Source organism: Pseudomonas sp. MWU16-30317 (genome assembly GCF_020515695.1).
Taxonomy (GTDB): domain Bacteria; phylum Pseudomonadota; class Gammaproteobacteria; order Pseudomonadales; family Pseudomonadaceae; genus Aquipseudomonas.
On record NZ_JAIWJA010000015.1, the window covers coordinates 63,993 to 86,356 of the forward strand.

Sequence of the window (22,364 nt, forward strand, 5' to 3'; positions counted from 1 at the left end):
ATGGCGGCGTTGGATCAGCGAATCTGCACGCTGTAACGGAAATGGCTGGCGCGCCCATGGGAACGGCGCCACTCCAGAGCAAGCCCGGCGTGATTGCGCGCCAGGCGCTCGATCACCACTACGGGGCTGCCGGGCGAGATGCCAAGCAGATTGGCGCGGTGATCGTCGGCGGCTTCGGCGCCCAGGGTTTCGTCGGCCGAGGCGACGATCTGCCCGCAAAGCTCTTCGTAAATGGGGTACAGCAGCGGGCCATAGGTATCGAGGTCGACACTCAGCAACGCCTTGAAGCGCTCGCGCGGCAGCCAGATGTCTTCGGCCAGCACCGGCTGCTCGTCGAGCAGACGCAAGCGCTGCAGGCGGATCACCGCAGTAGAGGGCGCCAGGCCCAGGGCGCGAGCGACATCAGCAGGGGCCTGGAGCGACTGCACCGAAAAGATCTGGCTCTGGGGAATCTGTCGTTCGCCATCCGGGGTCTGGAAGCGGAAAAAGCGGAACAGCGAGGCATGAAACTGCGGACGACGGATAAAGGTGCCGCGGCCTTGTTGGCGCTCCAGGATGCGCTCGCCAACCAGCATGTCGATGGCCTTGCGCACCGTCCCGACCGACAACCCATATTCGCTGGCCAACAGCGCTTCGGTGGGAATGGCTTCGCCGGCGCGCCAACGGTTGTCGGCAATCTGCTGGGCGAGCTGATCGCGCAAGCGCTGGTAGAGGGGCAGGCGTTCGTCGCTGGAGAGTGGGGTCATGGCGGTTCTCGTCCCGGAGCAGTTATTGTTATCTAGTCATATATATGAATTTGCACATCAGTATTCTGTTACAGCGCCTGTCCGTCAAGCACCACCTATCTCCCGTGGGAACGGATGTAGGCTTACCGATTCCACGGAACGACGGGATTTATCAGCAACAAAAAACCAAAAAAATAAAAATTAAAGCAATAAATCCCCGATAAATTGCATTCCCATAGCAACCTAAGCAATCATATGTGTCCAAATAATTCTAAAATGGCGGCTCGACCCGTATGGATATCTGCGCATGACCACCCTCTCCCCCACTGCCGCGCTCGGCACCCAAGACCCTGTCCGCGCTTCATTGATTTCCGCTCGCATCGACCGCCTGCCGGCCGTGGCGACTATCTGGCGACTGGTGGCGTTGCTCTCCATCGGCGGCTTCTTCGAGCTGTACGACCTGTTCCAGACCGCCTACATCAGCCCTGGGCTGATCAAGGAAGGGATTTTCGCCACCGGCGCCCAGGGTGCCTTCGGGGTGTCGGACCAAGCGGCATTCGCCTCGGCCACTTTCCTCGGCCTGTTCCTGGGCGCCAGCCTGCTGAGTCAGTTCGCCGACCGCTTCGGCCGCCGCGCGATCTTCACCTTCGCCCTGCTGTGGTACACCGTGGCGACCGTGCTGATGGGACTTCAGGACCACGCCATGGGCATCATCGTCTGCCGCTTCCTGGTGGGCATCGGCCTGGGCATCGAACTGGTCACCATCGACGCCTACCTGTCAGAGCTGGTTCCCAAGCGCATGCGCACCTCGGCCTTCGCTTTTGCCTTCTTCATTCAATTCGCCTCAGTGCCGGCGGTCGCGCTGATGTCCTGGTGGCTAGTGCCGCAGGCGCCGTTCGGGGTGTCGGGCTGGCGCTGGGTGGTGTTCGCCAGCGCAGTGTTCGCGCTGTTCATCTGGTGGCTGCGCAAGCGTCTGCCCGAGTCGCCGCGCTGGCTGGCCCAGCAAGGCCGCCTCGATGAAGCCGATCGGGTGCTGAGGGACATCGAACAGCGCTGCGCCGCCGACTACCGAAAAAAGGCCGACGCGCCCCTTCCCGAGCCAGAAGTCGAACAGGTGCAAGTGGTGAGCACCGGTCGCTTCAGCGATATCTGGCAGCCGCCGTATCGCCGCCGCGCGTTGATGCTGATCGTGTTCAATATCTTCCAGGCCATCGGTTTCTTCGGGTTCGGCAACTGGCTGCCGGCGCTGCTCGCGGGTCAGGGCATGAGCGTGACCCACAGCCTGGGGTACGCCTTCATCATTACCTTGGCCTATCCGTTGGGGCCATTGCTGTTCGTGCGCGTGGCCAACCGCTTCGAGAACAAATGGCAGATCGTCGGCTCGGCGATCGGCACCATGATCTTCGGCACCTTGTTCGCGGTGCAGACCTCACCGCTGGGCCTGGTGGCCTGCGGCGTCGGCGTGACCTTCTGCAACGCCTGGCTGACGTTCAGCTATCACTCGTACCAATGCGAGATGTTCCCCACGCATATCCGCGCGCGTGCAGTGGGGTTCTGCTACTCCTTCAGCCGTCTGTCGACAGTGTTCAGCAGCCTGATGATCGGCTTCTTCCTGGAGCACTTCGGCACACTGGGGGTATTGGCCTTTATCGTCACCAGCATGCTGATCGTGACCCTGACCATTGGCGGCTTCGGGCCACGCACCCGGAACCTTGCACTGGAAAATATTGCGCACTGATTACCTACCGTTGGTCGGTTGGGCGGAGCCTTTTTGGTCGCACAGCCGCCCAATATCAGGTAACGACTCTATCCAGAACAAGGAGACGCACCATGATCAGGAATACATTGACCCATCTCACCCTGGCCGGCCTGCTCGCACTGACCTCTGGTATGGCGCTCGCTGGCGTCAGCGGCCCGAGTGGCAGCTCAGGTGGCTCCAATGCCACCGGCAGCACCTCTACCATGTCGCCATCGAGCACCACCAACGACAGCAAGATGACCAAGCGCAGCGGTGGCGATGTCACCAGCAAGCACAATGGCGTGGGTACCGCGAAAGGCAAGAGCAATGACGGCGCCGGCTCCCAGCCCGGTGGCGCAGGCAGCAACGGTGCCTCCGGCTCGGGCGGCGCAGGTGCCGGTGCCGGCGGTGTCGGCAGTGGCGAAGGTGGCGCCGGTACGGTCAAGTAACGCTTGACCGCCCATCCGGGCAGAGCAGGCTCCAGCGGGAGCAGGCTCTGTCTGTGTAGGGGCCCTCAAACCCCGGAAATCCGACTGACTCAAGCAAATCCGAACAATCGCTGCGGCGTCTCCCACATCACCTGTCGACGCACCTGTGCATCCGGCATGAACTGCTCGGCATACTTTAGCAGCGGCCCATAATCGATGCGGCTTTGCTCGCGCAAAAACGGCCAGTCCGACCCCCACACACATCCCTGCGGCCCGAACGCCCGCAGCAATGCCTGCACGTAACGGTCGGCCTGCTCGAACAGCTCGTCGATGTGGGCAAACTTCTGCATACCAGAGATCTTCACGCAGGCTCGACCAATGTCGGCCAGCCGTAACAGCGCCGCGAACCCCGGCTGATTCAGGCCATCCTTCTGCTGCGGCCGCCCGCAGTGATCGATCAACAGCCGCGGCGTGCTGCGCTCGAGCAATGGCAGCAGTTCGAGCAGTTCGTCCTGCTTGACCTGGATCTGCGCGAACATGTCCAGCTCCGCGAGCCTGGCGAACAACCCGTCCACCCCGGCCATTACCGCCGTGCCCTCGCCCGCCGGGTTGAAGGCCACGCCGACCACGCCAGCGTCCTTGAGCGCCGCGAGTCGTTCCAGGGACGTATCGTCCTCGACCACGGCAATGCCCTTGAAGCGCCCCTGGCCTTGCGCCAAAGCATGCAGCAACAGCGAATTGTCGGTGCGATAGCCGCTGGTAGGGCCGACCAGCAACGCGTGCTTCACGCCGTAGGCATCGAGCACGCGGTTGAACTGGGCCAGAGTGCCGATCTCTTGTCCGGCCGGGCGATACAGGGTTTGCGCGCGGTAGGGGAAATGCAGCGGATCGAACAGGTGGTTATGGCAGTCGATCTTCGGTTCATCAAAAATGCTCATGGTGCCACTCCTGGATAGATGAAGGATCGAGGCTTTGTGCCGGGCGCAATGTTGGGGGTCGTAGCCTGCCAAAGCCGTCACTGCCCCGAGCGTACCAACTCGCGGCAACCAGCGCTCTCATCCAGATAGCGACAGCACTTACATCAACACATACAACAACACGATATTGACCACCAGCATCGCCAGCGCCGTCGGTACCTGCACCTTGATTACCGCGTACTTGTCCGGCAGCTCCAGCAAGGCCGAGGGCACCAGGTTGTAGTTGGCCGCCATCGGCGTCATCAACGTGCCGCAGTAACCGGAGAACATGCCGATCGCCGCCATGACCGCCGGGTTGGCATGGAACACCCCCACCAGCACCGGTACACCGATGCCACCGGTCATCACCGGGAACGCCGCAAAGCCGTTACCCAGCGCCATGGTGAACAGCGCCATGCCGAGCACATAGACCATCACCGCAACCAGTCGGTAATCCAGATTGATGTAAGAGGTCGCCAGATGGGCCACCGCCTTGCCGACCCCGGCGTCATTGAACATCAATCCGAGCATCGCCAGCATCTGCGGCAGCACCAGTGCCCAGCCCAGCGCCTCGATCAGGCGGCGCGACTCGCGCATCGACTGAATCGGCGTGTCGCGGGTCAGCCAGCAGGCCAGCACCAGCGCGATCAGACTGCCGACACCCAAGGCCACGAACGTGCTGTTGGCCGGATCGAGCAGGAACAGATCGCCGATCTTGAACGACTTCAAGCCCATCGCCACGATCACCGTGATCAGCGGAATTGCCAGGGCCGGGATGAACAACTTGCTGCCCAGACGCTTGACGCTGGCCAGGCGGCGCTCGCCATCGAGTTCACGATGGCTGCCGATACCGACGCCCCCCATGCCCGCCAACAGCGCCATGGCCAGCACACCTATGCCTACCACTACTGGCGGCAAGCGTTCCCCTACCAGAAAGGCAATGGCGAACAAGCCCCAGAACAACCCGGTAGTCCAGCGTTTGGGATGGGCGCGATCGGCGAGGATCATCACGGTGGCGATTGCCAGCATCACCCCGGCCAGCCAATACAGGTACTGAATGGAAATGATCATTTGGCGGCGACCTCGGCACGGGCAGCGGCAGGAGCAGGCACCGGTTCGGCCTGCTGCTGGGTGAGATAACGATCCAGGCGATAGAGCCTGAAGCTGTGGATAAAGAACACGCTGATGGCCGTGGGGATACCCCAGAAGGCGATGGCCAGCGGTTCGACGTCGATACCCGCGCCCAGCAAAAAGGTGTGCATCAGCGCAATCGCACCGAAGGCCACGAAAATGTCTTCACCGAAAAACAACCCGACGTTGTCCGTGGCCGCGCAAAACGCCAACAAGCGTTGGCGCACCGCCGGTTTCAGTGGGCCATGACGGCTGACCGCTGCCCCTTCGGCCATGGGCGCCAGCAACGGGCGGACCATCTGCGGATGGCCGCCGAGGCTGGTCAGGCCCAAAGCCGCAGTGGTTTCGCGCACGAACAGATAGGCGATCAGCAAGCGCCCGGCCGTGGCGCTGCGAAAGCGCGAAATGAATTGCTGGGCATGCACCCGCAAGCCATGGCGCTCCAGCAGGCCGATGACGGCCAGCGGCAAGAGAATGATCAGCGCCAGGGTGCGGGTCTTGATGAAGCCGGTGCCGATGGTCGCCAGGATGGTCTCCAGCGGCATGCTTGCCGCGAAGCCGGTGACCACCGCAGCGGCGGCCACCACCAGCATCGGATTGAACCGCAGCACGAAGCCCACGACGATAACCAGCACCCCCAGTAGCGGCCACAGGTTGATTGCAGTTTGCATAGTAATGATCTCGTTGCAGGGTGAACGGAAGTCTCACCAGCGGTAGCAGGGATCGGGCCATGCGACCCGAACTCAGATGCGGGCAAGCCGCACGGTTACCAGAGGGCCAGGGTGTAGCTGAGGATCAGGCGGTTCTCGTCCAGGTCGTTGCCGAAGTTGGAGCGCACCGTGGCGTTACGCCATTTGATCCCGACGTTCTTCAGTGGCCCGCTCTGCACCACGTAGGCGATGTCCATGTTGCGCTCCCACTCCTTGCCCTCGCCGCCGCTGGCGCGTTCGACGTTGTCGCCGTTGACGTAGCGGGTCATGAAGGTCAGGCCGGGAATGCCCATCTGGGTGAAATCATAGTCGTAGCGCACTTGCCAGGAGCGCTCGTGAATGTTGGCGAAGTCGCCGATCTGGATGAAGTTGACCAGATAAGGATCGCTGCCGGTCATGTAGGGAAACGGGCTTTCGCCGTTCATCTTCTGAAAGCCGGCAGCGAAAGCCTGGCTGCCGATCTTGTAGGTGAACAAGCCACCCAGCGCCTGGTTGTCGAGGTGCGCGAAGGTGCCGTCATCGTGGCTGGTGGAAAAACGCAGGTCGGACTTGAGGCTCTGGCCATTGCCCAACGCCAGGGTGTGAACCAGGCCGCCATAGTACTGCTGATAGATGTTTTCGAGCTTGGCGTAGCGGGCGCTGAGGGTCAGGTTGGGCGTGGCCCGGTAGTCACCGCCACCAAAGCTGAAATCGTTGCTGACGCCACCGATGCGGTTGGCACTCATGTCGGTGAAATCGGTGGAGCTGTTGGCCTTGATGCGGTCGATATGGCCGCCGATGAGGCTGAAGTTGGCCAGGTCCTGAGAAGTCACCAGCGCGCCGCGAAACGTCTGCGGGACCAGGCGCGTGTCGTTGGAAGACACCACCGGATCGCGGAAGAACAATGTGCCGACCTTGAATTCGGTCTTGGAAATCTTCGCTTTGGCGGTCAGGCCGAGCTTGCCGTATTGATCCTGCGAGCCACCGTGCTGATCCGCCGGCAGCAAGCCAGTACCGGCATGGCTGTCACTGGAGTCGAGCTTGTAGCCGACCATGCCCAGCGCATCGACGCCGAAGCCGACGACGCCCGGGGTGTAGCCCGATTGCAGGTGAACGATAAAGCCCTGAGCCCATTCATCGGCCTTGTCGCGGGCGCCGCTCTGGCGAAAGTCGCGGTTGAAGTAAACGTTGCGTAGTTCCACATCCCCTTTGCTGTCGGCGAAAAAATCCGCTTGAGCCATGCTGCACAGCGTCAGGCCGGCACCGCCGAGGGCAGCCAGGCGCATCGATTTACCAAGGTTCATGCAATCCATCTCCACAGGGAGCGCGCAGCGGCGTGGCCGGCTGTTGGCAGTGCGCGATTGTTTTTATAACCGCTGCTCGCTGGCATCGGCCGTGAAGGTTTGACGGCCCGGGCGGGCGGCGACCTTTCTCTGGGGCGCATTGTTCGAACGCTTTGCGCCAAGCGTCCAACGCGAAAAACCGTGGCTGGCCGATAAGTTTTTTTTGCCGGGCAGTGGCATGCAACCTGCTGTACACGGGCTCATCATTTTTACCTTCGGCACCGCACGAAGGCGAAATGGCAGGCTTCAGGAATCGCCGAAAATGAACATCAAGTTTCTCGAAACATTCGTCTGGGTCGCCCGCTTGAAGAGCTTTCGGCTCACCGCCGAAAAACTCTTCACCACCCAGGCATCCATCTCCAGCCGCGTCGCGGCGCTGGAAGACGAGCTGGGTGCGCGGTTGTTTCTGCGAGACTCCAAAGGCGTGGCCCTGACCGCCGAGGGCCAGCGCGTGCTCGAATACGCCGAGCACATGATCGACACCCTGGACAGCCTCAAGGCCGCCATCAAGGACCCTAACCAGACACGCGGGCGCATCCGCATCGGCGCCATGGATACGGTGATACACACTTGGTTGAGTGCCTTGGTAACACGCCTGACTGCGGCCTACCCAGCACTGGAGATCGAGATCACCGCCGACACCGCGCGCAACCTGTGCGAGCAGCTGGAAAAAGGCTATCAGGACATTATTTTCCAGACCGACATGGTGCGCCTCGACACCGTACGCAACGCCCTGCTCGACCGTTTCCCCATGCACTGGGTAGTGGCTCGCGGTTCATCCTATGATCGTCAATACACCTCCTTGAACGATCTGGCCGCCGAACGCCTGGTGACGTTCTCGCGCAACTCGCGCCCGCATCAGGACCTGCTCAATCTCCTGCACAGCAGCGATGTGCTGAGCACGCGCATCAACTGCGTGAACTCGGCGTCGGCGATCACCCGCTTGATTCGCGACGGCTTCGGCATCGGGGTATTGCCGCTCAAGCTGGTGCAGGCGGAGGTAGCCAACGGCAATCTCATGGCGCTCGAAGGCGTGGCCAGCCTGCCTGACATGGACATCGTCGCGACCTGGCGGACGGGTTCGGGGATCGCGCTGGTGGAGGATATTGTCGAAATCGCTCAGGAGGTTTCGCGCACTTATATAGGGCGCGATTGAGTGAGTGCACCAATACTAAGCCTATAGGGGCGGTATTGCGACGAGCCTCCTCGCCGGTCGCCTCACCACAACCTTCAACCGATCAGCTTTTCTTATGCACAGGCCCCAGCTTTTATTCATTGACCGGCTGTACCCCTGCGGAAAACACTCGCTACATACTTTGAAAGAATTCCCTGCATGAGGACCGCCGCATGAGCCAAATCCTACTCAACTGCGACATGGGCGAAAGCTACGGCGCCTGGACCATGGGTCTGGACGCCGAAGTCATGCCCCTGGTCGATTGCGCCAACATCGCCTGCGGCTTTCATGCCGGCGATCCCGGGACCTTGCGCAAGACCGTGGCCATGGCCCTGGAGCACGATGTGCGTATCGGCGCACACCCGGCCTACCCGGACCTGCTCGGCTTCGGCCGCCGCTCCATGGCCTGCTCGGCGCAGGAAATCGCCGACCTGCTGCACTATCAGATCGGCGCCTTGCAGGGCATTTGCACTGCCCAGGGCGGCCGCGTGCAGTACGTCAAACCCCACGGCGCGCTGTACAACGACATGATGGCCAATCCGATGGTACTGCGCGCCGTGGTCACCGCCATCGCCCACTACGACGAGCAACTGCCGCTGATGCTGATGTCCACCGCCGACAATAGCGCCGCTGAGGCGATCGCCGCCGAAACCGGCGTGCAGTTGTGGTTCGAGACCTTCGCCGACCGTGCCTACGATCGCGCCGGCCACTTGGTCTCGCGGCGTTTGCCAGGCGCAGTGCATCATGATGCCAGCGTCATCGTCGAGCAGGCCAAGACCCTGGCCGGTCAGCAACCGCTGCTGGCCAACGACGGCAGCGTCCTGCAGCTGCGCACCGACACCCTCTGCGTGCATGGCGACAACCCGGAGTCGGTCGCCGCGGTCCAGCGTATCCGCGAAGCCCTGGGACCTCGCGCCTCATGACGCGTTTTACCTATGCCCGCACGCGCGCCGGCCAGCTGGAAACCGTCGCGGTGGACTGCGTGATGATCCGCCTGTTCGAGCGCATCGAAGAAGACAACGTGCCCTGGCTGCTGGCGGCCGCTGCAAGGTTGCGCGCGGCATTCGGTGAACGCCTGATCGACCTGGTGCCCTCCTATACCACCCTGATGCTGCACTACGACCTGCAGCAACTGGCGCCCCGCGACGCTGCCGCGCTGATCATCGACGCCCTCGCCGACCTGACCCCGGACAGCCAGATCGCCGGCCAATGCCATGAATTGCCGGTGTGGTACGACCCTAGCGTCGGCCCCGAGCTGCAACGCCTGGCCAGCGCCGGCGCGTTCGGGATCGATGAAGTGATCCGCCGCCATTGCGCCAAGGCCTATCAAGTCTTCGCCCTGGGCTTCACCCCCGGTTTCGCCTTCATGGGCCTGGTCGAACCCGCGCTGGCCACGCCCCGGCTCAGTACCCCGCGGCAAAAAATCATGGCGGGCAGCGTCGGCATCGGCGAGCGTCAGACCGCCATCTACCCCTCGATATCCCCGGGCGGCTGGAACATCCTCGGGCGCTGCCCGACGCCGCTGTTCGACCGCGAGCGCGAAGGCTTCGCCCTCATGCAACCGGGCGACACCGTGCGCTTCGTGGCCATCGACAAGGCCGAATTCATTCATTTGGGCGGCGACGACACGCCGCAGGAGAGCGCGGCATGAGCGGTTTGCAGATCGAGAAAAGCACACCCCTGTGCCTGTTGCAGGACGGCGGACGCTTCGGCGCGCGCCACCTGGGCGTGACTCAGGGCGGCGCGGCCGACTGGGTGTCGATGTCCTGGGCCAACTGGCTGCTGGGCAACAGCGTGGACGCGGCCGTGGTGGAAATCGCCCTCGGTGGCTTCAGCGTGGTGAGCCAGGGCGATTGCGTGCTGGCACTGGCAGGTGCCGACCTCGGCGCGCATATCGAGGGTCGACCACTGCTGCCGTGGCGGGCGTTTACCGTGCGCAAGGGCGAACGCCTGAGCTTCAACGGCGCGCAGGGTAATAGCGACTCCCCGAGCGGTGTACGTGCCTACCTGGCAGCGCCGGGCGGTTTCGCGGCGGACAGCGTGCTGGGCAGTCGCTCGACCGTGGCACGCGATGCCATGGGTGGATTGCGCGGGCAGGGCCAGGCGTTGGCCAATGGTGAAGTCTTGAACGCCGCAGGCCTATCGGCGGTTACCACTCGGGAACTGCCAGCAGCGCTTGTCCCTCGGTTTACCTCCCGCCCCGTGCTGGACGTGGTGATCGGCGCACAGATGGCCGCGTTCAGTGGCCAGAGCCTGTTCGATGCGTTCAACAGCGACTGGCAGGTCGATGCCCGCGCCGACCGCATGGGCGTTCGCTTGCTGGGGCCGGTGCTGGAGTATCAGGGTGCACCGATGATCTCCGAAGGTATCTCGCTGGGTTCGATCCAGGTGCCGCCGGATGGCCAGCCGATCGTGCTGGGCAACGACCGCCAGACGATCGGAGGCTATCCGCGGCTGGGGGCGTTGACCCCGCTGGCCAGTGCACGGCTGGCGCAGTGCATGCCCGGGGAAAGCCTGCGGTTCAGGCCGAACGTGGCGGATTCGGCGCGAGCGGAGCAGGTGCGGTTCATGGCCCGGTTTGGGTGACTCGGGCAAAAGGCTCAAGCCTGGTCATTGGCAGCCGACAGTGCCGGCCAGGCTCTCAGGATTGTGGTCATTTCCTGCGCATCCACCGGGGGGCTGAGCAGATAGCCTTGAACGAATGGACACGCCATTTCCCTCAAGTGCTGAAGCTGTGCCAGGGTTTCAACGCCTTCGGCGGTAATACCTATCTTCAGCGTTCTGCCCAGCGACAGAATGCTTTTGACAATCGCGTCGGAGCGTTCAAACAACATCATTCTGGAAACGAATGAACGATCGATCTTTATCGCATCGATGGGATAGCGATCAATGAATCCGAGCGAACTGTAGCCGGTGCCAAAGTCGTCAAGCGCCACTCGAATCCCAAGCCCTCGCAGCGACTCCAGCACTTTCGCAATCTTCTCGGGTTCATGGATGAATACCGACTCGGTGATCTCTATCTGCAGTTCTCTGGCGTCAACGCCTGTTTCCTCAAGGATTGCAGCTATCTGGGCGACGTAGCCCGGACGACTCAGCTCGGTACCCGATACGTTCACATTCAAATGCAGTGCCAGTGCGCTGAATTCGGCCTTCCATCGCTGGAGCTCCGAACAGGCCCGATGCATGACCCACCCCCCCAGGTCATGAATCACGCCAATCTCTTCCGCCACACCAATGAACATATCGGGCGGAATATGGCCCAGCTCAGGATGTAACCATCTCACCAACGCTTCGACCCCGCGAATCTCTCCCGTGGTGACGTCATAGATAGGTTGATAGGCAACGGAAAATTGATCCTTGGCGATGGCCTGTCTGAGCGCGTTCTGAAGGAACAGCGCATCGACTGCCGCCTTGCGCATGGAGGCGTCGAAGATAGCCCAACGTCCCCGACCCTCTTTTTTGGCGGCGTACATGGCGACATCTGCATCTCTGAGCAGGTCTTCCGGTGAGGAATGACTGCAATCAGCAGACACGATACCCAGGCTGCATGAGGTGAAGATGTTTTGCCCATCGATGACGACGGGCATCGCCATTTCTTTCACTATTCGCTGCGCCAGTTCGACGGCTGCTCCCGATTGCTCCTCGCCCATGAGGAGAATGGCGAACTCATCTCCGCCAACGCGGGCAAATACATGCCCGTCCCTGACACAGGCTTCGAGTCTACGCGCTACCTGCGAAAGGAGGAGATCCCCAGCACGGTGCCCCAGGCTGTCGTTGACGAACTTGAAGCGATCCAGATCCAGAAACAATACGGTGGCAGGCGCAGCCTGGGCGTGACCGGCCTGGTTGAACAGACCCAATAGCCGGTTCATGAGGTATGCGCGGTTATGCAGCGACGTCAATCCATCATGGAACGCCGCGTAGGACAGCTCCTGCTCTATGCGCTCTCTTTCGAGCAGGCGGGTCTCCAACGCCGCCTTCGCTTCCCTGTCGGCCTGGGCCTGGCGCTGCAGTAGCTCGGCGTCCTTGCGTTCACTGATGTCTCGTTGAACAGAGACCCAATGGGTAAACCAACCTCGCTCATTCGCCACTGGCACGATGCTCAGTTGCACCCAGAATCTGCTGCCATCGCTTCGGGCGTTGATCAGTTCGACTTCGATGGGTTCCCACTTCAACAGCGATGCGCGGACCAAATCCAAGGTGTCGCGACAAGTTTCGTCGCAATGCAGAATCCGGGGCGTCTTGCCCAAGACTTCGGCCAGGCTAAATCCAGTGGTGGAAAGAAACGCCGGATTGCAGTAGACGATTCTCGGCCCCGGGGTATCGATAGGCTCCGCTTGAGTGATGAGGATCGCATCCTTTGCATTCACCACCACAGACTCGAGCAATCTGAGACGCTCGATCGAGGGCTTGTCCTTCGCTGCCACGCCACCGATGCCGGCCTGCAGTATCTCGCTGGCAATGGCTGCATGGGTCTGCAACGCATAGGTTTGCGCAGCGCTCAGACGCTGCTGCGCAACATTACTGGAGACGAACAGAACGCCAATCAGCTCCAGCGCCTTGCCACGCAGCGCTACCGCAACGATGAAATCCTGGCCTGCGTTGTGGAAATCGTGAAGCGGCGCCGGCAGACTCGCGCCCATCACCTCATTGACCATGAGCAGGTCGCGATCAGCCAAGGATGACTTCAGCCAGGCCTCGGTCGACGGCTCGAAAACCAATGGATGGTCTACCTCGAATCGGGAAATGACTTCCCAACCAAAAGCACCGGTGGCGATGAAGCCGCAGGCACACTCTGCAGAGTGCGCGGCGGCCTGAACAACTTTGTCTAGAGCAGTGTGATGAAGATCGCTGGAAGCGTTAACCATTTTGCCCACCTGATGCAGCATAGCCCGGCGGAGGCCGTAAAATTTTTTTCAAGATATCACTTTGACATCATTGCCGAACGATTAATACCAGCCGACCTCATCTCGCTGGTCGGATATACGTCCCTGCCGCAACGGTGGATCACCCATCCTCGCGCCCGTCTGCTCAAATCCTGTCAGCGCCCCAGGCCAGGCAACTGCCTGTATACCCACCCATCCGCTATGCTAGCCCCCACAATACCGCTAAAAACCAGGCGCCCCATGCCCATTCCTCGCTACCACGGCTTCGCCCAGGCCCTGCACTGGATCACTGCCGGTGCCTTGTGCCTGTTGCTGCCGTTCGTCTGGGTAGCCGAAAACTTCCCGCCCGGCCCGATCCGCACCTTCTGGTACATGGCCCACGAATCCATGGGCATTTCGGTCTTTTTGCTGGTACTGATGCGCCTCACCTGGCGTTGGCGGCACACGCCACCGCCCTACCCCAGGCATATGGGCACGGCCCAGCGCTGGGTTGCCACGCTCAATCACGCCTTGCTGTATGCGGTGCTGCTGGTGATGCCCATCACCGGTTACATGATGGCCGGCAATGGCCAAGGGGTACCCTGGTTCCGGCTGGTGAACCTGCCGGGCTTCGCCCACAACGAGGCGCTGGGCATCACCGCCGACGGCATTCACGTCGCGGGGCAATTCGTGCTTTACGGCCTGATCTTTCTCCATGTCGCCGCCACCGCTTGGCACGTCGCAGTGCGTCGCGATGGCATGCTCGAACGAATGCTGCCCGAACAATACGCCGGGCAAAATAGCGATGAGCAGGATGTCGAAGAGAAAAAATAAGCGATCACCGACAAACGGAATGAATGGATTCAGCTTGCCCTTTCACACAGCTGGTATCGCTATCAGAAAATATCAGCCATCGCCGTTCGTCGGGGTGATGGCCATACGCCAGTGATTTTTCCGAAGCGCCCGAATATATTGGCCCCGCCTGCCATCGCAGCAGCAATAGGCACAGGCTTTTTACTTCTCCGGAGCCCTCATGAAATACAACAAATGGTTGGCCACCCCAGGTCAACTCATGGATGAGGCGAGTCAAAAGCAAGGAACCGCAAACACCTTTCAAAATCCCCAGGCATGGCAACGCGGCGTGCGCGGTTTGATCATGGCTGTGGTCGTCGCTGGCATCAGTGCCTGCTCGAGCAACTACGCGATCAAGACCACCGACGGTACGGTCTACAACACGCAGGGAGCTCCGACCCTGGAGAATGGGGCATACAAATTCGTCGACGCGCAAGGCAAGCAGCAGCAACTCTTCCTGTCCAAGGTCACGCAGGTTGAAAAGCGTTGAAGCTCAGGCATTGACGTCCAGCACACGCAACGCGGGTGTCGCTGAATTCAAAAGCCCCGGCAATTCACACTGCCGGGGCTTTTGCGTAAACGAGCGCCGCGTTTTTAGCGGATCGGCAAGCCCAGATTACCGCGCAACGTCGTGGCCTCGTACTCCCGACGGAACACCCCGCGCTCCTGCAGGATAGGCAACACCTCTTCGTTGAAGCGGCGAAACTGTGCCGGGTGGCTCACGGAGATATTGAAACCGTCCAACGCGCGCCCTTCGAACCAGCGGATCATCTCGTTGGCTACGGTCTGCGCCGAGCCCACGAACGGCCGCGGTTTCAGCTGGCTGACGAACTCGATGGTCTGGCGCAGGCTGTAATCACGCCCCGCCGCCAGCTCGGTGATGCGCTTGGCGCCGGTGTAGAAACTCTTTTTTGCGTACTCCAGCGCTTGCACCGGGAACGGCGCATCAAGGTCGTACTGGCGGAAGTCGTGCCAGCCGAAGTTGCGACCGAACTCGCCCAACGCCAGGTCGAAGTCGTGATCCTGGGCGTGGTAGTGGGCTTCGATCTCGCGAGCGTGGGCATCGGTGTCGCCGACGTACACCTGAAAACCGGGCAAGATGACGATCTGCTCGGGGTCGCGGCCCTGGCGCTCGGCGCGGCTTTTGATGTCCCGATAAAACGCCTGCCCTTGCTCGAAGCTGGCGGCGTGGGTGAATACTGCATCGGCGATGTTCGCGCCCAGGTCGCGGCCCTGTTCCGAATCCCCGGCCTGAAAAATCACCGGCTCGCCCTGCGGTGAGCGCTGGATATTCAGCGGCCCAACCACGCTGAAATGCTCGCCCTTGTGATTGAGCGCGTGCAATTTGTCGTTATCGAGGAACTGCGCCGTTTCACGGTTATAGGGGAACGCGTCTTTCTCGTAGGATTTCCACAGCCCCTGCACCACGCGCACGTGCTCCAGCGCACGGCCGTAGCGGGTGTCGTAGTCGTAGTGTTCGTCCTTGCTGTAATTGCCGGCAGTGCCCGCGTCGCCGCTGGTGACTACGTTCCAGCCGGCGCGGCCCTTGCTGATCAGGTCCAGCGAGGCCAGCCGTCGCGCCACGTTGAAGGGGTCGTTGTAGGAGGTGGTCAGGGTACCGACCAGACCCAGGTGCTGGGTGGCCATGGCGAGGGCCGAGAGCAAGGTCAGGGGCTCCAGGCGATTGAGGTAATGGGGCGGCGAGTCCTTGGTGATGAACTGGCTGTCGACTACGAACAACAAATCGTAGCGCGCGGCTTCGGCCTGACGGGCGATATCGACGAACCAGTCAATGCTGACGCTGGCGTCGACCGGAAGATCGGTATCGAGCCACAGCTTGTGCTGGCCAGGGCCGCCAGCGCCGTACGGGACAACGCCGAGTTTGATTTGTCGCTTTGCCATTGGGGATCTGCCGTTGCCGATTCGAAAATGCATTTTTAGCATTTTCATGATCTACGACATAAATACTTTTTATCACCCCGTTATTTCTTATAGTTATAAAAAAGCATCTTTCCCCCAAGCTACCACCGGTGTAGAGCCAACACCGTGTCGATGTCGTCACGGGCCGATGCCGCGGCACAGTCGTAGAGCCCGTTGCACCCCGGCTGCGGTGTCAACTCGTCGACGCCGGCCCACCATGGATCGGCAATCAACACCCGTCGCGCCTGCGGGTTGGCAGCGACATCGGCGGCGTGAATCCTGCTGATGCGCCCGGCACCGAGCACGGCGATTCTGAGCATGGCGGCTCTCCTGCTGTTCTTGTTGTGAGGTTATCTTGAGGTGTTATCGGGTCAATATGAGCCCATCGCAGTGCTAGTCTCAGTTGCGCAAGCTCGCCATGCACTCTGTACGTACCGCTTCACCCAGCGCCTCCACAACAACAAGAATCAGGACCGCACCCATGAAAAAAAGCCTGCTGGCTCTCGTCTTTCTCGCCTTCACACCCTGGGCCCTCGCCGATGTGCGCATCGGCGTCAGCATCGCCCAGGTGGACGACGTGTTCCTCGCGCAGATGCGTGACTACATGGCCGCTCACGCCAAGGAACTGCCCGGCGTCACTCTGCAGTTCGAGGATGCTCAGGGCGACGTGGTGCGCCAGCTCAATCAGGTGCAGAACTTCACCAGCCAGAACGTCGACGCAATCATCGTCAATCCGGTGGACACGGCCGCCACCGCCAAGATGACCACCGACGCCACCCAGGCAAAAATCCCGCTGGTGTACGTCAACCGGCGCCCCGACGCCGCCGTGCTGCCGGCCGGAGTCGGTTATATCGGTTCGGACGAGGTCAAGGCCGGCGAACTGCAGATGCAATACCTGGCTGACAAGATGGGCGGCAAAGGCAACCTGGCGATCATGCTCGGGCTTTTGTCCAACAACGCCACGCACAATCGCACCCAGGGCGTGAAAGAGGTGCTGAAAAAGTACCCGGACATCCACATCGTCGAAGAACAGTCCGCCGAGTGGCAGCGCAGCAAAGCCATCGACCTGATGAGCAACTGGATCATCTCGGGCAAGCGGATCGACGCGGTGGCGGCCAATGCCGATGAGATGGCCATCGGTGCTGCCATGGCCATCGCCCAGGCCGGCAAACAACCGGGCAAGGACATCCTGGTGGCCGGCAGCGACGGTGGCGCAGCCGGGCTGCAAGCGATCAAGCAAGGCCAACTGGTAGTCACGGTGTATCAGGACAACAAAGGCCAGGCCGTGGGTTCCATCGACCTCGCGCTGAAAATGGCCCGCAAGGAAAACTACACGCCTGAGGTCACCATCCCCTACCAGTTGATCACCCTGGACAACTACCAGAAATTTCTCAATCCCTGATCGGTAACGGCGGCGCCCGGTGACGCCGCCATTCTCCCTACTATCGGCAGATCGAGCGGGATCCACTTGTAGACGGCCAAGGCATCGTCATGCGCCGCGGGAAACGCGTGTTCCGGCGCCAGCCGGTAATCCACCGAAATGACCACCGCATTGGCCTGCTTGGCGATGCCGCGAGCACCGCCGTTCTGCCTATCTGGCCTATACGCCACGCGGCTCGTTCAAAGATTCAGTGCAAGCGGCGGATAGGCCGGCAACTGCCGCCACTGAATGAACATCAATCCGATGATGCGCCGAAGGCGAGCTGAACGTCCCGACATGCCACTCGGCACGTCCCATCAACCGCTCAGCCCGCGGCTCTCAAGCTCGCCATAGGCGCCGCCCGAGCCTGCTCGCGCGCCGCGCACTCGAGCACCATGCGCAGCCAGTCGCGCACCTGCGCCCAGGACTGCGGGTTGCCCTCCGCGCCGAACAGCCAGCGAGCCATCTCGACTTCCAGCCCGAAGTACACGCAAACCGCGTCCCAGCCGCTGGCCAGTCGGGGTGGATAACCGGGCACCAAGGAGGGCGCGCGGGTGGTCGGTTCGAGATCACGCAGGTTCAGACCGACAAAGCGGCTGTCGAGGCAGGCGAACCCTACGGCGCAGCCGGAAGCGCCCAATGGATGGTCGACATTGGCGATCCACAGGTCCGGCAAGAACGTCGGCTGGCGCCGGGTCGCGGTGATGAACCCTGGACGGGACGCATACCAACGGCCGGTCGCCAACTCATCCAGCATCTCCACCATCAGCGACAGTCGTTGCGTATCCATTGATTTCCCCCCGATCCCCGATCCAGACGCCGCAAGCGCGGTCTCTTGAGTTGGATCGGACCGGGTTATGGGGGATACGTTCAGTGGCGGCTGTGAGCAAGTGGCCTTTTTGTAGCCCAGGTCACGTTTTGGAGCGCCGTATGGCATCGATCTTTTTTGCGAACGACGGATGCCGCTCGATGGCATGCGCTAACGGCACCCTGGATCGTCTGGAGCGCTAGTCAGCATCCGAACTTTTTGTTGGCTCTTATGCTGCACAGGCCTTGGACAGAAAGGTTGCAGCGCCGTTAACCTCGCCCTTCGAAAATCCCAGCCAGCGCAATTCCCAAGCATGCCGCGCGCCCCTCGCTACAGATCACTGCATGGATTCGACGCTTGTGACCTCCCCGCCCCCTTGTTCAGCACCACCCGCGACCTCGATCACGAGCATCAGCAGTTGTCGGCGGCGGTGACCGCACGGGATGTCGATCTGACGGTGGCGCTGATCGGCACACATTTTTTCAGCACCGCGCAGAACATGCTCGAACGAGATGATGCGTTGTGGCTGAAGCCTCAGGACTGAGTCGTGGGTGTCCGCAGATGAAGTTTTGATAGGCTTATCTTTCTATCAATATTTTTTTGATAACCTGTGCGCCCTGATTGCGTTCACAGGTGTCTGCCTCGGTACTTTGCAGGCCTTTGCGACGCCTCCTCCCTACCCTCTCCAGGTATCTTTGCGTGTTGCCACCCACCTTCAAGGCCAGCCAGATGCGCTGGTTCATCGCCCTGCTCATTGCGCTGGTGCTGATCATGCCTTTGGGCACTGATATCTACCTGCCGTCGATGGATGCCATGGCGCGGGACTTCAAACGCCCGCTGGCCGACCTGCAGGCCACCATCACCCTGTTCGTGTTCAGCGTGGGCCTGGGCCAGTTGCTCTGTGGGCCGCTGTCGGATCGTATCGGCCGGCGGCCCGTGGCACTGTTCGGCAGTATCGCCTTCGGCCTGGGCAGCCTGCTGGGGCAGTTGGCGCCGACACTGGAGGTGTTCTACGCCGCGCGCATCCTGCAAGGCCTCGGCGCCTGCGCGGCAACCGTGGCGGCCAACTCGGCGGTGCGCGACGTTTTCAGCGCATCGGCCAGCGCGCGCATCTACAGCTACATGACCGGCGCCTTGTACGTGATACCGGCCACCGCACCACTGATCGGTGGCGTGCTGGCCACGCATTTCGGCTGGCGCAGCACCTTGCTGTGCATGGTCATCTACGCCTCGCTGGCCACCGTGCTGTTCGTCTGGCGCTGGCCTGAGACCCAGGCCAGCCAGACCCGCGCGGCTATCCGCCTGACCCCGGCCCTGCGCGGTAACTTTGGCCCTATGCTGCGTGACCGGCGGTTCGTCTACTGCGCCCTGATCGCCCTGTCGGGCATGGCCATGAACCTGATCTACGTGTCCAGCGCGCCGTCGGTGATCATCACCCAACTGCAGGGCAGCGCCACGGATTTCGGGTTGTGGTTCGGCCTCAATGCGGTGGTCAGCATCATCGGCTTCATGCTGGCACCCAGAATCATCAACCGCTGGGGCCTCTTCACAGCGCTGCGCCTGGGGATCTCGATCATCGTGCTGGCCGGCTTGCTGGAGCTGCTGCTGCCTTGGTTGCTGGCACCCAGCGGCCTGCGCTTCATGGCGCCGGTGCTGGTACTGTCGATCGGGTTTTCCTCGGCGCTGGGCTCGGCCATGAGCCTGGCGCTTGAGCCTTTCGGTGCCCGTGCCGGGGCGGCGGCGGCGTTGTTCAGCATTGTCCAGCTGAGCGGCGGTTCGTTGCTGGCCACGCCGCTGCTGCAGAGCGGGCTGAGCCCGGAACACCAACTGGCGCTGGTGGCCATGGGGCTATTATTGCCGGCGCTGTTGAGCGCGCCGTTCATGCTTTTCGGTCGTGACCGGACGGGCCAGGCCGACCCCGCCTAGAGGTTTTCTGCGGTGAGGATACTGAACGGCAGCACCCATTGGCGGGCGTTGCCGGGGCTGTCCTCGAGCAGGGTTTCGATCAGCGTGCGGGCCATCTGCTCCAACGGGTGGGCGACCACCATCTGAATCACGCCATCGATCAGCGCGCTGCGCGTAGCGTCGGTGACTTCGTGGCAGATGGTCACCAGCTGACGGTCGCGAGCACGTTCGCGCAGGGCTCGGACCACGCCATCGACCCCGCCGCTGTTGATGTAAAGGCCGACCAGATCGGCATGCTCCTCGAGCAACTGGCAAGTGACCGAATAGGCTGACTCACTGCCCTCAAGGTTGGGCACCGGACCGATGATCTGGTAGTCGACGAAGTTCTCTCGAAAATACGAGCGAAAGCCGATTTCGCTGTATTCCTGGCACAGCAGGCGGTGGTCGCCCATCAATGTGGCGACCTTGCCGACCCGCCGACTCAGATGCGCCATGGCCCAGCCGGCCGTGCGCCCGACCTTGCGGTTGTCGAGGCCCACGTAACCGGCGCGCTCGGGCGCCGTGAGATCGGACATCAGCGCGTAGGTGCGTACGCCTTTGGCCGCCAGCTGCGCCACCGCCTGGCTGACGATGGGGTGATCGGCGGCGACCACGGCAATCGCATCGACGCCCTGCTCACCGAAGGCCAGCAGCGTGTCCGCTACCTCTTCCGGGCGCATGCCGTCGATCTGCACGATGGCCACTTCATCGGCTACTGCCTGGTGGGCCTTGGCGGCCGCCGTCAGGGCGTGAGTCACGCTGGCGTAGAACGGCGGGTTGTGGCTTTGCAGGACAATCGCAATTCGCTTCAGCGCAGCGGCCGAGCCGACAGACGGCTGCCGGCCATGACTATCATTTTTTTTGATAGATTCCTTGATCACCAAGCCTAGGTCGGCAGCCGCCAAGTAGACGCGTTCGCGGGTTTTCCGGCTCACCGGCGCGCGCCCGTTGATCACCCTGTCCACGGTCGCCACCCCTACGCCTGCGGCCTTCGCCACATCAACCATGGTGGGTTTCGGGTTTGACATTCAAACGCTCCTGTATAAGCTTGGCAAAACCTATCAAAACAAATCCAACAAAATGATAGACCTATCAAATACTCTGTTCAGGCAGCGTCGATGATAGGTCGGAGGTTGCAAATGAACCCGAACGCCCATGATGACGCTCCGCTAGCGCGTAGTCACGCCCAAGATCGCCAAGCTCAAGCGGGCTACGCTGAAAACAGCGCCCACCCTCGCCAACGCAGCCATGCCGATTACCGCTTGAGCCCCGAGAACTATGCACGAGCCACTGACCGCGGCTTGGTCAGCGCCCAGTGGTACACCTGCCACGTCGACCGCAAGGTGATGAAGGACCTGATGAAGCGCAGCGACCGCCCGGCGCTGCTCAACATGGCCCTGTGGTTCGGGCTGATGATCGCCTCGGCGCTGGTCGCGGGGATCACCTGGGGCACGCTATGGTGCATACCGGCCTTCGCTTTGTACGGCGTGCTGTTCGCCGCCAGCGATCACCGCGCCCACGAACTGTCCCACGGCACACCGTTCAAGACGCGCTGGCTCAATGATGTGTTCTATCAGATCGCCGCGTTCATGACCTTCCACGAAGCCACCTACTGGCGTTGGAGCCATACCCGCCACCATACCGATACGTTGGTGGTAGGCAGCGATCCGGAGATCGCCGCGCCGCGCCCGCCGAGCATTCTCAACATGGTGCTGGATGCCTTCGGACTGCGCAGCGTGCCGGTGGAAATTGCCCGCACGGTGCGTCACGCCTTAGGCATCGTCAATGCGCAGACGCGCTCCTTCGTGCCCCAGACGGCCATGCCCAGAATGATCTGGAGCAGCCGCGTCTATGTGCTGATCTGGGCCGCCACAGTGGTCAGTTGCTTCGCCTTGGATAGCCTGTTACCGGCGATGTTGCTGCTGCTGCCGCGCCTGTACGGCGGGCCGATCACCCAGGCGCTGAACCTGACCCAGCACACGGGCCTGGCCGAGAACGTACTGGACCACCGCCTTAATTGCCGCACGATGTACTTGGGACCGTTCTTGCGTTTCGTATACATGAACATGAACTACCACATCGAGCACCACATGTTCCCGATGGTCCCGTACCACGCCTTGCCGCGCCTGCACGCGGTGATCAAGGACCAGTGCCCGCCGCCCTACCCCAGCCTCTGGGCGGCCTGGCGGGAGATCATCCCGGCGGTGTTGCACCAGCGCCGGGACCCGCACTGGTCGGTACAACGGCCATTACGCGCCACGCCGCAGCCTACCGACTCGGTGGCGATGGCGGGCCACGGGGCCGCTTAGCCTGCCCCTCCAACGCCCTTTAGCTGTTTCGCCACCTTAACGGCGGCGCGCGTTGCGGCGCG

Annotated in this window: 22 protein-coding genes and 1 pseudogene; 12 read left to right on the forward strand and 11 right to left on the reverse strand. The window is 61.9% G+C overall.

The window, feature by feature from the left end:
* Positions 1 to 14 precede the first annotated feature (14 nt).
* Positions 15 to 746, reverse strand: a complete 732-nt coding sequence (locus LIX93_RS28255; protein ID WP_226507319.1) for a GntR family transcriptional regulator — start codon at positions 744 to 746, stop codon at positions 15 to 17.
* Positions 747 to 1,032: 286 nt separating this feature from the next.
* Here LIX93_RS28255 and LIX93_RS28260 point away from each other — a divergent pair, with 286 nt between their 5' ends.
* Positions 1,033 to 2,463: an MFS transporter gene (locus LIX93_RS28260; RefSeq protein WP_226507320.1), complete on the forward strand. Its 1,431-nt coding sequence runs from the start codon at positions 1,033 to 1,035 to the stop codon at positions 2,461 to 2,463.
* A 92-nt stretch (positions 2,464 to 2,555) separates the two neighbouring features.
* On the forward strand, positions 2,556 to 2,912 hold the full coding sequence (locus LIX93_RS28265) for a hypothetical protein (protein ID WP_226507321.1): 357 nt from the start codon (positions 2,556 to 2,558) through the stop codon (positions 2,910 to 2,912).
* A gap of 89 nt (positions 2,913 to 3,001) precedes the next feature.
* Here LIX93_RS28265 and LIX93_RS28270 read toward each other — a convergent pair whose 3' ends face one another.
* The 4 genes from LIX93_RS28270 to LIX93_RS28285 all read right to left on the reverse strand — a co-directional run bounded on the left by LIX93_RS28270 (position 3,002) and on the right by LIX93_RS28285 (position 6,953).
* The gene (locus LIX93_RS28270) at positions 3,002 to 3,829 is read right to left on the reverse strand and encodes an amidohydrolase family protein (protein ID WP_226507322.1); all 828 of its coding nucleotides are present in this window, start codon (positions 3,827 to 3,829) and stop codon (positions 3,002 to 3,004) included.
* Positions 3,830 to 3,967: 138 nt separating this feature from the next.
* Positions 3,968 to 4,918 (reverse strand): DUF979 domain-containing protein, encoded by a 951-nt coding sequence (locus tag LIX93_RS28275; RefSeq protein ID WP_226507323.1) that lies wholly within the window; start codon positions 4,916 to 4,918, stop codon positions 3,968 to 3,970.
* Complete coding sequence (locus LIX93_RS28280; RefSeq protein WP_226507324.1) at positions 4,915 to 5,649, reverse strand: DUF969 family protein; 735 nt, start codon at positions 5,647 to 5,649, stop codon at positions 4,915 to 4,917. Before LIX93_RS28280 ends, LIX93_RS28275 begins: the two co-directional genes overlap by 4 nt.
* A gap of 95 nt (positions 5,650 to 5,744) precedes the next feature.
* Positions 5,745 to 6,953, reverse strand: a complete 1,209-nt coding sequence (locus LIX93_RS28285; RefSeq protein ID WP_226507351.1) for an OprD family porin — start codon at positions 6,951 to 6,953, stop codon at positions 5,745 to 5,747.
* Between the two features lie 319 nt (positions 6,954 to 7,272).
* Here LIX93_RS28285 and LIX93_RS28290 point away from each other — a divergent pair, with 319 nt between their 5' ends.
* The 4 genes from LIX93_RS28290 to LIX93_RS28305 all read left to right on the forward strand — a co-directional run bounded on the left by LIX93_RS28290 (position 7,273) and on the right by LIX93_RS28305 (position 10,770).
* Positions 7,273 to 8,166 (forward strand): LysR family transcriptional regulator, encoded by an 894-nt coding sequence (locus tag LIX93_RS28290; RefSeq protein ID WP_226507325.1) that lies wholly within the window; start codon positions 7,273 to 7,275, stop codon positions 8,164 to 8,166.
* Between the two features lie 191 nt (positions 8,167 to 8,357).
* Positions 8,358 to 9,107, forward strand: a complete 750-nt coding sequence (locus tag LIX93_RS28295) for a 5-oxoprolinase subunit PxpA (protein WP_226507326.1) — start codon at positions 8,358 to 8,360, stop codon at positions 9,105 to 9,107.
* The gene (locus LIX93_RS28300; RefSeq protein WP_226507327.1) at positions 9,104 to 9,835 is read left to right on the forward strand and encodes a carboxyltransferase domain-containing protein; all 732 of its coding nucleotides are present in this window, start codon (positions 9,104 to 9,106) and stop codon (positions 9,833 to 9,835) included. Before LIX93_RS28295 ends, LIX93_RS28300 begins: the two co-directional genes overlap by 4 nt.
* Positions 9,832 to 10,770, forward strand: coding sequence for a biotin-dependent carboxyltransferase family protein (locus LIX93_RS28305; RefSeq protein ID WP_226507328.1), 939 nt, complete (start codon positions 9,832 to 9,834; stop codon positions 10,768 to 10,770). The genes LIX93_RS28300 and LIX93_RS28305 overlap by 4 nt, the downstream gene beginning before the upstream one ends.
* Before the next feature lie 14 nt (positions 10,771 to 10,784).
* Here LIX93_RS28305 and LIX93_RS28310 read toward each other — a convergent pair whose 3' ends face one another.
* The gene (locus tag LIX93_RS28310) at positions 10,785 to 13,052 is read right to left on the reverse strand and encodes an EAL domain-containing protein (RefSeq protein WP_226507329.1); all 2,268 of its coding nucleotides are present in this window, start codon (positions 13,050 to 13,052) and stop codon (positions 10,785 to 10,787) included.
* Positions 13,053 to 13,310: 258 nt separating this feature from the next.
* On the opposite strand from LIX93_RS28310, the gene LIX93_RS28315 reads away from it, so the two are divergent.
* The gene (locus tag LIX93_RS28315) at positions 13,311 to 13,883 is read left to right on the forward strand and encodes a cytochrome b (RefSeq protein WP_226507330.1); all 573 of its coding nucleotides are present in this window, start codon (positions 13,311 to 13,313) and stop codon (positions 13,881 to 13,883) included.
* A gap of 199 nt (positions 13,884 to 14,082) precedes the next feature.
* Entirely contained in the window at positions 14,083 to 14,391 is a 309-nt protein-coding gene (locus LIX93_RS28320) for a YgdI/YgdR family lipoprotein (protein ID WP_226507331.1), read from the forward strand.
* 104 nt (positions 14,392 to 14,495) lie between these two features.
* Here the strand turns inward: LIX93_RS28320 and LIX93_RS28325 are convergent, their stop codons facing one another.
* Positions 14,496 to 15,803, reverse strand: coding sequence for an LLM class flavin-dependent oxidoreductase (locus LIX93_RS28325; protein WP_226507332.1), 1,308 nt, complete (start codon positions 15,801 to 15,803; stop codon positions 14,496 to 14,498).
* A gap of 137 nt (positions 15,804 to 15,940) precedes the next feature.
* A pseudogene (locus LIX93_RS28330) lies at positions 15,941 to 16,141 on the reverse strand (inositol 2-dehydrogenase); the annotation flags it as partial.
* A 161-nt stretch (positions 16,142 to 16,302) separates the two neighbouring features.
* On the opposite strand from LIX93_RS28330, the gene LIX93_RS28335 reads away from it, so the two are divergent.
* The gene (locus LIX93_RS28335; protein WP_226507333.1) at positions 16,303 to 17,223 is read left to right on the forward strand and encodes a substrate-binding domain-containing protein; all 921 of its coding nucleotides are present in this window, start codon (positions 16,303 to 16,305) and stop codon (positions 17,221 to 17,223) included.
* Here the strand turns inward: LIX93_RS28335 and LIX93_RS29650 are convergent.
* Together LIX93_RS29650 and LIX93_RS28345 are read right to left on the reverse strand one after the other, a co-directional pair.
* A complete protein-coding gene (locus LIX93_RS29650) occupies positions 17,199 to 17,432 on the reverse strand; it encodes an alpha/beta hydrolase fold domain-containing protein (RefSeq protein WP_346015253.1) in 234 nt (77 codons plus the stop codon). The two genes, LIX93_RS28335 and LIX93_RS29650, sit on opposite strands and share 25 nt — an antisense overlap.
* A gap of 134 nt (positions 17,433 to 17,566) precedes the next feature.
* Positions 17,567 to 18,031: a hypothetical protein gene (locus tag LIX93_RS28345; RefSeq protein WP_226507334.1), complete on the reverse strand. Its 465-nt coding sequence runs from the start codon at positions 18,029 to 18,031 to the stop codon at positions 17,567 to 17,569.
* Positions 18,032 to 18,425: 394 nt separating this feature from the next.
* Here LIX93_RS28345 and LIX93_RS28350 point away from each other — a divergent pair, with 394 nt between their 5' ends.
* Entirely contained in the window at positions 18,426 to 18,593 is a 168-nt protein-coding gene (locus LIX93_RS28350; protein ID WP_226507335.1) for a hypothetical protein, read from the forward strand.
* 155 nt (positions 18,594 to 18,748) lie between these two features.
* Positions 18,749 to 19,975, forward strand: a complete 1,227-nt coding sequence (locus LIX93_RS28355) for a multidrug effflux MFS transporter (RefSeq protein WP_226507336.1) — start codon at positions 18,749 to 18,751, stop codon at positions 19,973 to 19,975.
* Here LIX93_RS28355 and LIX93_RS28360 read toward each other — a convergent pair.
* Complete coding sequence (locus LIX93_RS28360; protein ID WP_226507337.1) at positions 19,972 to 21,021, reverse strand: LacI family DNA-binding transcriptional regulator; 1,050 nt, start codon at positions 21,019 to 21,021, stop codon at positions 19,972 to 19,974. The genes LIX93_RS28355 and LIX93_RS28360 overlap by 4 nt on opposite strands.
* A 111-nt stretch (positions 21,022 to 21,132) precedes the next feature.
* Between LIX93_RS28360 and LIX93_RS28365 the strand changes: the two genes are divergently transcribed.
* Positions 21,133 to 22,302 carry a fatty acid desaturase gene (locus LIX93_RS28365; protein ID WP_226507338.1) on the forward strand — a complete coding sequence of 390 codons (1,170 nt, stop codon included), beginning with the start codon at positions 21,133 to 21,135 and terminating at the stop codon, positions 22,300 to 22,302.
* The last annotated feature ends 62 nt before the right edge of the window (positions 22,303 to 22,364 follow it).